The organism is Martinezella sp. CNPSo 3959, from assembly GCF_057784355.1.
The window spans coordinates 29,630-40,513 of record NZ_JBXSOV010000005.1; the positions used below are offsets into that span (position 1 = coordinate 29,630).

General features: G+C 57.2%; 1 protein-coding gene. It reads left to right on the forward strand.

Features of this window, described 5'->3' with window-relative positions:
- Window positions 1-92 precede the first annotated feature (92 nt).
- Complete coding sequence (locus AC13RE_RS14060; protein ID WP_488563520.1) at window positions 93-10,751, forward strand: amino acid adenylation domain-containing protein; 10,659 nt, start codon at window positions 93-95, stop codon at window positions 10,749-10,751.
- Window positions 10,752-10,884 lie beyond the last annotated feature (133 nt).

A 10,884-nucleotide genomic window follows, 5' to 3' on the forward strand; every position in this document is an offset into this window, starting at 1 on the left:
GCGCCACAGGCTCGAACGCGCATGTAATTGTCGAGGAGTATATTGCCGTGCCGCTGGCCGGATCCGGGCAGGAATATCCCGTCGGGCCGGTCATGATCGTGCTGTCCGCCAGGAATGACGACCGCCTTCGCGCCTACGCACAAAGCCTGCTTGCCCATCTCGATACCGATCCGCGCTATCAGGCGCAGGACCGGGAGTGGCAATTGCTGGCTGATCTTGCCTATACGCTGCAGGTCGGCCGTCGGGCGTTGCCCGAGCGCCTGGGCTTCGTTGCCGGCTCCCTGCACGAGCTGAAGCACACGCTTGGAAAATTTCTCACCAGCCTGGATGGGCCGACCGATGTTTATCGCGGGCAGGTCAGAGCGGGGCAATCCGCATCGTCGCCCTCGGGCAAGGCGATTGCGGATAATATTTCGATCTGGGCTCGTGAACATCGCTACCCGCAGATTCTGGAAGCCTGGGCGAAAGGTTTTCCTGTAGATTGGGAAGGGGTCTGGGGCGATGTAAAGCCAAGACGCGCCAGTTTGCCCACCTATCCCTTTGCCAGGGAGCGATATTGGATCAAGGACCGGCTCTCCGGTCCCGATGCTCCAGGCTTCCACAAACTGCCCTACCGTGAGCATCGGCAAAAGACGGCGCAGCCGGTCAGCATCAGCGCGAGCGCACAGGTGTCGCCATCCGTATCTGGGCCGGCGGAGTTCGGCGCGTCAGCCTTGAGCGGGAGGGAAAAGATTGCGCTGTTCTTGCAGCGAGTCATAGCAGGGCAGCTCAACACCGACGTCAATCAGGTCGATGTCGAGGCGCCGTTTTTCGATCAGGGCCTTAGCTCTGCCGGCGTGGTCGCATTGATCGCCGCGCTGGCAAGAGACGTGAAGATACAGCTTTCTCCCGCCCTGTTGTTTGAACATGCCACGATCGCGACGCTCTCGGATTATCTGGCAGCCGAGCATCCCGACAGATGCGATCATGTCACCGCTGGCGAATGCCAGTCGATGATAGCGCCGGAGGCGAGCGCATCGGCATCGCTGCCGCCGGGAAGCGATGAATCGCAAGGCGCAAGCAAGCCGCTATCCGAGGGACAGAAAGGATTGTGGGCGTTACAAAAGCGTTTCGCCGAGCTGAACGCTTACAATGTGCCTGTTTGTTTCCGCGTCCAACATCTCGATGGGCAGCTCTTTCGAAAAGCCTGCGGCTTTCTGGTCCAGCGGCATCCGATCCTGAGTGCGGTATTCCAGGTTTCTGGCGGCGCGGTTGGCTATGCCGAACAGCCGGAACGCGAACTTGTTTTCCATCAGGCGGATCTGCGCGGATATCAAGCGGAGCAGATTCACAAGACGCTCTCCGAAACGGCAAAGCAGGCTTTTGATCTTGAACAGGGACCGCTGTTTAAAGCGTCCCTCTTTTCGCTGTCCGACGACGAAACGATCGTTCTGATCAATGTCCATCATATCGTTTTCGATGGTCACTCGATCCTGTTGATGATGGACGAGCTGTTCAACACCTATCAAGACTTGATCGCAGGCCGCGAACCGCAACAGCTTCCGCTATCCGCCACCCATGACGATTTCGTGCGTGAACAGAACGAGTTGCTGGAGAGTGCCGAAGGCGAGACACGCCTGTCGTACTGGAAGGCGCAGCTGGCCGAGCCCTTGCCTGTATTGACCTTGTCCGCGGCACCGCGCCATGCACAAACCAACCCTTTTGCCGGCACCAGCCATACCTGCGTCCTATCTTCCGAGCTGAGCGCGCAGATCAAGCGATTTTCCGAAAGCCGGCGGCTCTATGCATCGACCGTGTTGTTGGGGTTGTTCAAACTGCTGCTGAGCCGCTATTCGGGCCAGGAAGACCTCATTGTCGGAATGCCTGTCAATGAGAGAAACCAGGGCCGCTACCAGGATGTCATCGGTTTCCTCGTCAATATGATTCCGGTGCGCAGTCAAGTCAGGTCCGACGAGACGTTCGAAGCTTTCCTCAGCGCACTTCAGGCAACGATGCTTGATGGGATGATCCATCAATATCCTTTCCCGGCGTTGGTGACGGCGTTAGGAGCGGGCGGTTCGGCGGAGACGGCACCCATCTTCCAGGCCGCCTTCATGTACCAGGACGTTTTGAAGGATATGGCCCGCTGGGACCATCTTTTTCAGTGGGTCGAGGGGATCAGACAGGAAGGCGAGTACGAGCTGGTTCTGGAGGTCGTCGAAGACAAGGAGCGGTTCGTTCTGCACTGGAAATACCAGTGCGAGCGCTATGAGGCGGATACGATCGCCCGCATGGCCGATCACTATGCCCAACTGGTGCAAGCGGCAATCACCGAACCGGCTCGGGCGCTCGACGAATACTCATTGCTGTCTAAGGCGGAAGAGAATCTTTTGCTTCATGACTGGAACGATACCGCCATCGCCTATCCCGCCACGAAGACCGTGGACGCGCTGTTCGAAGCGCGGGTGCGAGAAATGCCGACCGCAGTGGCGCTGGTCCACGGCGATCGCTCGTGCTCTTATGAAGAGCTGTCTCGCCGAGTTTCGCAAATCGCCGGATATCTGCAGGCGCAAGCCCCATCCGCCAACGGACGCGTCGCCATTTGCGTGGAGCGTTCGATCGAGATGGTAGCCGGGCTACTGGGCATTTTGCGAGCGGGTATGACCTATATTCCGCTCGATCCGGCCTTTCCGGAAGAGCGTCTGAAATACATTCTGCGCGATAGCCACGCCGATATCGTGCTGACGCAGACCGCCCTGAAGTCCAAGGTGGCGAAGCTGCTGAGCCCTGCAAAGCCGGAGGAAGCTCCGTCGACGGCGAAGGTGATCGTCCTGGATGAGCCATGGCCGACGCAGCCATCGGTTGTTTCTGGCCGAGAGGATGCCGCCGCCGCTCAGCCGTTGGCCTATATCATGTATACTTCCGGCAGCACCGGACGGCCGAAAGGGGTCATGGTCTCCCATCGAGCCCTCACCAACTTCCTGCTATCGGTCGCCAGGGAGCCCGGCATGACCCGGGACGATAGGCTCCTTGCCGTCACCACATACAGTTTTGACATTGCCGGTTTGGAGCTCTTCCTGCCGCTGATCGTCGGCGGTCAGTGCCATATCGCCGATACTGCGACGGTTCAGCATGCCGAACGGCTGAAGCAGCTGCTCCGGCAAACGAAACCGACGATCATGCAGGCCACGCCCTCCACGTGGAACATGCTGTTTCATGCCGGCTGGCGCAACGAAGAGAGGGTCAAGATCCTTTGCGGCGGCGAAGCCATGCCGACGGTGCTGAAGCAGCGTTTTGACGACACGGAAAGCGATGTCTGGAACCTGTTCGGTCCGACGGAGACCACAATCTGGTCGACTGTCAAGCGCCTGAAAAAAGATGAGCCCGTAAGCATCGGCAAGCCGATAGCCAATACGCAGGTCTATGTGCTCGACAGGCACAACCGTCTCAATCCCGTCGGCGTGCCGGGAGAGCTTTGCATTGCCGGAGACGGGCTGGCGGAGGGATATTGGAACCGGGCGGATCTTACCGCCGAAAAATTCATCGATAGTCCGTTCGCGCCGGGGGCCAAGCTTTACCGTACCGGCGATCTTGCCCGCTGGATGGCCAATGGAGAGCTCGAATATCTTGGCCGCATCGACTTCCAGGTTAAACTCAATGGCTTCCGGATCGAACTGGACGAAATAGAAAGCCACCTAAGCAAGCATCCTGCCATACAGGAAAGTGTGGTCATTCTACAGGACCGCGGAGATGTGAAGCGTCTGATCGCTTTCTACGTTTCGGCCCGACACTCTGGACAAGCGCCCGATTTCAAGACGTTTCTGCAGGAAAATCTGCCCGCTTACATGATACCGGCCTTTTTCATTCCGCTCGACAAGATGCCGATGACGCTCAATGGAAAAGTCGACCGGCGAGCGCTGATGGATCGCGATGTCCAGCTGCACAGAGATGTCCGGCCCGCACGGTCGCGTTCGGAGCTGGAGCGAGCCTTGCTGGAAACCTGGCGCTCTGTTCTCGGACTTGGCGGGATAGAGGTCAGCGACGCCTTCATCGAGCTTGGCGGCAATTCGGTGTCGGCGACCATCCTTGCCGAGCGGATCGCCACGGAATTCGAACGACCGTTCACTGTCACCGATCTGTTCAAATATCCGACGGTCGAGAAGATCAGCCAGTATTTCAATTCATCTTCGACGGAGGATAGCAGTGCGCGGGACGACGTTCACCATATGCATGCTCCCATCGTCTTCGCCGAGGGGCGGGACCGTGATCGCGACATTCCGGAATATTATGCGACGAGCCTCGCCATCATCGGCATCTCCTGTCATTTCCCCGGCGCTCCGGACCACCGGCAATTCTGGAGAAATCTACTAGACGGTAAGGAAAGCGTTACATTTCTCAGTCCGGACGAAGCCGCAAAATCGGTTTTTGACACCGGCATTCTGGATCATCCGGCCTATGTTCCCGTTGCCCTCAATCTCGAGGGGAAGGACTATTTCGATCCGGATTTTTTCCGGATTTCCCACGGCAATGCGACCCTGATGGATCCGCAATTTCGGCAATTGTTGCTCCATTCCTGGAAGGTGATCGAGGATGCCGGCTACACGCCGGACGATATTGCGAGAACCGGCGTGTACATGTCGGCCAGCAACAATCTCTATCACTCGCTCCTGCAAACGGATCTTCAGCGGGCCGCGGTCATGGAAAATGCCGAGGATTACGTGTCATGGATTTTCGCCCAGGGCGGCAGTATTCCGACGATGATCTCCTATCAGCTCGGGCTGAAGGGGCCGAGCGTGTTCGTGCACACCAATTGCTCCTCCTCTTTGACTGGCCTCCATTTCGCCTATCAGGCACTTCAGGCCGGTGATGTCGATTACGCGCTTGTAGGCGGCTCAACTTTATTCGACGCTTTCCAAGCAGGTTACATCCATCAGCCGGGACTGAATTTCTCAAGCGACGGACATTGCAAAGCCTTCGACGCCAAAGCCGACGGCATGATCGCGGGCGAAGGGACCGGCGTGATCATGGTCAAGCGAGCCCTCGACGCTGTCAGGGACAACGACAATATTTATTGCTTGGTTCGTGGTATCGCCATCAATAATGACGGCAACGACAAGGCTGGCTTCTATGCGCCCAGCGTGTCTGGCCAGGCATCCGTCATCCAACAGGTTCTGGAAAAAACGGGGATCAATCCCGAAACCATTCGCTATGTGGAGGCGCATGGGACCGGCACGGCGCTGGGCGATCCGATCGAGGTTTCGGCTCTAAAGGAATCGTTCGAGCGCTATACCGACAAGCGACAATTCTGCGGAATCGGCTCGCTCAAACCCAATATCGGGCATCTCGATACCGTCGCTGGTCTGGCTGGCTGCATGAAGTTGGCATTGAGCCTGCACCACAATAGGATTCCGGCGCAGATCAATTATAGCGATCCGAACCCGCAAATCGACTTCGAGCGCTCTCCATTCCATGTCCAGGAGCAGGAAGCGTCATGGGACGAGAGAAGTTTTCCGGCACGGGCTGCATTGAGCTCTTTCGGTATCGGCGGCTCGAATGCTCATGCTATCTTCGAGGAATATCGCCAAGAAACGGATCGGGTTTCCCGATATCCGGCTCCGGCGCGCATGATTGTTCCCCTGTCCGCGAAAAACAAGGACAGGCTCCGCGTGTATGCAGAGACGCTGCTCGCTTTCCTTCAGCATGAAACACCCGATCTGGCCAATCTGGCATATACGCTGCAGATCGGCCGAAAGACGATGGAAAGCCGCGTGGCCTTTATCGTGTCCAGCATAGAGGAGCTCGTTGACGGCCTCTCTCGCTTCCTTCGTGGCGATGAGAAGGATCAAGCGATATTTCAGGGAGAGACGGATAATAAGAATGGCGTGTTCGATCTCGTCGAAAGAGACGAAGATGCCAGCGAATTGATTGAACTATGGCTTCGCAAAGGCAAGCTGGATCAGTTGGCGAAGATGTGGGCGAGGGGCGTTCCGATGGATTGGCGCTTGCTCCATCAGGGACATGATCCGCGCCGCGTGTCACTCCCCACCTATCCCTTTGCGCAGCAGCGTTATCACCGCCGGCAGCAGGTTCAAAAGCGCGGCGATCCGCCGCGTGAACGTGGCGGCCTGCATCCATTGATACACAGGAACGTTTCCGACTTTTATCGCCAGCAATTCGCCTCAGTATTTAATGGCAAGGAATTCTTTCTGGCCGAGCATGTCCTGAAAGGAAGAAAAGTCCTTCCCGGCGTGGCTTATCTGGAAATGACGCTCTTTGCCGCACAAGTGGCCAGCAACCGCAAGGTCGCATCGCTGAATGACGTCGTGTGGATGCAGCCAATTATCATTGGCAACGAGGAGTGCCGTCTTTGCGTGAGCCTGTCTCCAGAGACAGAGCATATCCGCTACGAAGTCTTCAGCGAAGGGAGCGATCCATCAGCGCCTACGCTCCATAGCCAAGGTTTTCTGACATGCGGAGACGCACCGCATACCGAAGAGAAGATCGTCGATATTCAGGCGATCCGGTCCGTCTGCGATTCCGCTCTTTCCCGAGGTGAATTCTATTCCGTCCTCGAGGGGCTCGGGGCTGACTACGGCAATAGTTTCCAGGTGATTGAGACGCTCTGGAAGGATCGGAACCAGGCATTAGCAAAACTGCGGCTGCCGGAGCACCGAATTCCGGAAGCCGACGCCTATCATCTTCATCCCAGCATCATGGATGCCGCGTTTCAGATAACCGATAGTCTGATCCTGCAGCCTGGTGAGACCGGCGGCTATCTGCCCTTCTTCGTCAAGCGCATCGACGTCCACCGGAAAACGCCAGTCACCGGATATGCGCACGTCCGTTTCAGCGCTGGAGGAAAGCCGGAAGGCGCTGTCGTCAAGTATGACATCGACATCGTGAATGACGCGGGTGAAATCTGCGTTTCGATTCAAGAATTCTGCGCGAGAAAGCTCGTTGCTGCCGATTTCAGCGTCGGCAAAGCGGCGGGGCAGAAGCAGCAGGAAATGCTCTATCTCTCTACCGCATGGACCGACCAGCCGATCGATCCAGCTCTTGATCACAAACATCCCGCCTTCGGCCCATCTGAAGACACCCATATAATCGTCTTGGCAGGGATGGATCAGGGCGGGATCGATGCAGCCGGCATCGCGCCGCAATACCGGGTCCTACATCTCCCTCGGCTAGGCGCAGAGCCGGAGGTGGACGTTTCCGTCCTCGCGGCGAAGATACAGGAAAGCTTCCAGTTTTGCCTTGATCTCATCCAGCAGAACTCGAAGAACAGGCTTACCCTGCTTGTCCTGACGCCGGACGATAGTGAAGCCTGTTTCCATGCGACCTTGAAGGGGCTGTTTACAACCGCGCAACAGGAAAATCGGAAGTTCAAGGGCAAGCTCGTTTCCATCGAGCAGATGGAGCGGCAATCCGCCGAAGAGATCCTTGCGTTGGCAAAGCGCGAGATCGTGAGCGACTTCAGTCATACCCATGTTCGCTATACCACCGATCTTCAGCGTCGGGTGCAAAGCCTCGTCGAAATGTCGCCTGAGGTCGCTGATCCCGCCGATTTGATCAGGCAGGACGGCGTCTACTGGATCACCGGCGGCTCGGGGAAACTAGCGATGATTTTCGCGAAGGACATGCTGCGAAGAAAGCGGGTCAAGATCGTGCTCACCGGACGCAGGGCAATCAGCGCGACGCAGCAACGGGCACTGGACGAGCTTTGTACGGAAGGCTCTGTGGCCGTTTACTGGCAGGCGGATATCAGCTCTCCGGCCGGTGTAAGGCAGGTATTCGATCGGATCAAGCAGCAGTTTGGCGCGCTGAACGGCATCCTGCATTGCGCTGGCCTGCTTCGCGATGCCTTGATCGTGAACAAGACGGCCGACGATATTCGCACCGTCTTTGCTCCAAAGGTGAACGGAGTACTTGCTCTCGACGAGGTTACCAAGGATGAGCCTCTCGATTTCATTGCGCTGTTTTCCTCGGTATCCGGCATTTTCGGCAATATCGGACAGGCGGATTATGCCGCTGCCAATACATTCCTTGATGCTTTTGCCCACCATCGCGACACCTTGCGCAAACAGGGCAGACGCCATGGCAAGACGATCTCGATCGATTGGCCTCTGTGGAATGAAGGGGGCATGCGGACCGATGAGGACTATCATAAAGCGATATCGGACAGCACGGGCGTCAGCCCCTTGCAGTCGGCGTCGGGTGTCGACGCCTTTTACCGAGTGCTCAACGGTGGGGAGGCGCAAGTCGTCGTGTTGGAAGGCGACAGGGCGAAAATGAAAGCCACCTATCTGAAAGCGGCGGCGCCGCAAACTTCTCCCCTCGATAGAAATCGAACTCAAGTTTCGGCGCCTCTAAGCTCACAGGACCTGCGCAGACAGGTTTTCACGCAGCTGAAGGAAATTGCCGCACAACAGGTCCGCATGCGGCCCTCGGAGATCGATGAGAGCAAACCGTTCGGTGCCTATGGCTTCGATTCGATTTCCTTCACCACATTCAGCAACAAGCTCAATGACTTGTATAAATTGAAGCCCGGGAGCGCCGATGCGATCACCCCGACCATCTTCTTCGAATATAACAGCATCGACAGCCTCGCTGCCTACCTGCTCGAAGAATATTCGAGCCTGTTTCAGAGCTTCATTGGCGAAGAGGAAAAGGGTGAGCGCGAGGAGGAAATAGCTCTGATTGGCCAGAGCGATACAGCCGCCCATGTCGATGGGAGGGCCTCGGTAATACCGCCGCGGTCTCCGGCGCCTGATGCCACGCGCTTTTCGGATGACAGCATCGGAAATGTGCCAAAGCAGGAGGATGCCATCGGAGAGATCGCCATCATCGGCATGAGCGGAAAGTTCCCGATGGCGGAGGATATTGACGAATTCTGGAGAAATCTGGCTGACGGCCGTGACTGCATAAGTGAAATTCCGATCGAGCGCTGGAGCTGGGAGGAGTTTTACGGCAACCCCGCGACAGAGAAAAACAAGACCGACAGGAAATGGGGCGGCTTTATTGCCGGCAGCGGCGAGTTCGATCCCTTGTTCTTCGGCATTTCGCCTAGAGATGCGGAGCTGATGGACCCCTGCCATCGCCTGCTTATGACTCATGTCTGGACGGCGATCGAAGATGCAGGGTATGCGCCTGCCAGCCTTTCCGGCAGCAAGACGGCCGTGTTCGTCGGTATCGGAAATAGCGGCTATGCGGACGTGTTGGCGAACTCCGGCGCAGAGATCGGCGGGCAGACGGTCATTGGCACGGTCTCGTCGATCGCGCCGGGCCGCATCAGCCATCTTCTCAACCTCCATGGTCCGAGCGAGCCTATAGATACCGCCTGCTCCTCCTCCTTGGTCGCGATCCACCGCGGCATCAGCTCTATCAGAAGCGGCGAGGCCGATGTCGCGATCGTCGGCGGCGTTCAGGGCATGTTCTCTCCACAGGTCCATATCAGTTTCAGCAAGGCGGGAATGCTAGCCAGGGATGGCCGCTGCAAAACCTTCTCCAGCCAGGCGGATGGTTATGTCCGGGGCGAGGGCGTCGGCATCCTGATACTTAAGCCATTGTCGCGAGCCGAAGCGGATGGAGATCACATCTACGGTGTGATCAAAGCTAGCGCGATCAATCACGGCGGCCGAGCAAACACATTGACGTCGCCGAATCCGAAAGCACAGAAGGAGCTTTTGGTTGCGGCCATCAGGCAGGCAAATATCGATCCACGAACCATCGGCTATATCGAGGCGCACGGCACAGGCACGCCGCTGGGTGATCCGATCGAAATCAACAGCATGCAGGAAGCGTTCAGGGAATTGAACGCTTATCCGGCCTCTTCGAACGATGAGATGTCTGGCTGCGGCATTGGGTCGGTCAAAACCAATATCGGGCATCTGGAGCTTGCCGCGGGGGTGGCCAGCGTCGTCAAGGTGCTGCTTCAGATGAAGCACAGGACGCTGGCGCCGAGTTTGCATTGCCGCGAGGTGAATCCGCTCATCAATCTAGAGGGTAGTCCGTTCCATATCGTCAGTGAAACCCGGAAATGGGAGCGTATCACCGACGCGCAAGGCCGCGAACTCCCATTGCGCGCAGGGATCAGCTCGTTCGGCTTCGGCGGGGTAAACGCTCATCTGGTGCTTGAGGAATATATCCCTGCGCAGGCGCCGACAGCCTCGGTACGGGCAAATGAGACTCCCGTAATGATCGTGTTGTCGGCCAAATATCAGGATCGATTGAAGGCCTATGCGGAGAAACTGTTACAGTGGATCACCCGCAAGGCGGCGGGAACCGAGTTCACGCATGCCGATCTGGTGAAGCTGGCCTGTACGCTCCAGGTGGGCCGGGACCAGATGAAACATCGGCTGGGATTTGTTGCGTATTCGGTGGACGACCTGAAGAACAAGCTCGGCTTGCTGCTTAGCGAGGGACAGGATGCGGACGGCATTCATTGGAGCTCCAGCCAAAAGCCTGGCGATCGCCCGGAATGCTCCCTAGCGGAACTGCATGCGCAGGCTGATTACGACGTGATCCTGGTGCGATGGGTGAACGGCCAGGATATCGACTGGAAACGCCTGAATGGCGATCGCCTGCCGCAAAAGGTCAGCGTGCCGACCTATCCTTTCGCAAGGGACCGATATTGGGTCCATGCGGACCTGGTCCGCACGTCTTCGCCGGAAGCGATCAACGCACCGGATCCGTCAGTCTTTTCAGATGCTGACACAAAGCGACGGTTGCGTCGCGAATTTGAGAACTTGCTGGACGCGATAGGTGCCTCATAGCGCCTGTCGTCCGTCATTCACTGTTTCTGGTTCAACTAGGCAATAAAGATGACAAACGACTTTTCGCTCATCGATAATATTGTGAAAGACGTCTTTTCGAAGAAGATTGATCGGAACGAAGTAATCCGGCAAT